Below are 223 nucleotides of genomic sequence, written 5' to 3'. Positions count from 1 at the left end.
GGCGATAATGATGATGGCACCTTGAACCGCGCCCACGAGGAACTCGGAGACGAAGTTCGACAGCACCATGATATTGGCGACGAGTTCGAGGATCACCGCACCGACGACGGTGCCCCAGATACGGCCGACGCCGCCCCTGAGAGCGGTGCCGCCGATGACGACGGCGGTGATGGCCTGCAGTTCCCACAGGAGACCGGTGGTTGGTGTGGCGGAGCCGAGGCGG

Annotated in this window: 1 protein-coding gene; it reads right to left on the bottom strand. The window is 65.0% G+C overall.

Features of this window, described 5'->3' with window-relative positions:
• The coding region (locus E4K09_RS19870) for an ABC transporter permease subunit (protein WP_425293866.1) at positions 1-223 on the bottom strand (223 nt) is incomplete at both ends.

It is taken from the genome of Microvirga pakistanensis (assembly GCF_004458765.1).
GTDB classification, from domain to species: Bacteria; Pseudomonadota; Alphaproteobacteria; order Rhizobiales; family Beijerinckiaceae; genus Microvirga; species Microvirga pakistanensis.
Note: the sequence above shows the minus strand (reverse complement) of the source record. Positions and strands in the feature narration are given on the sequence as shown.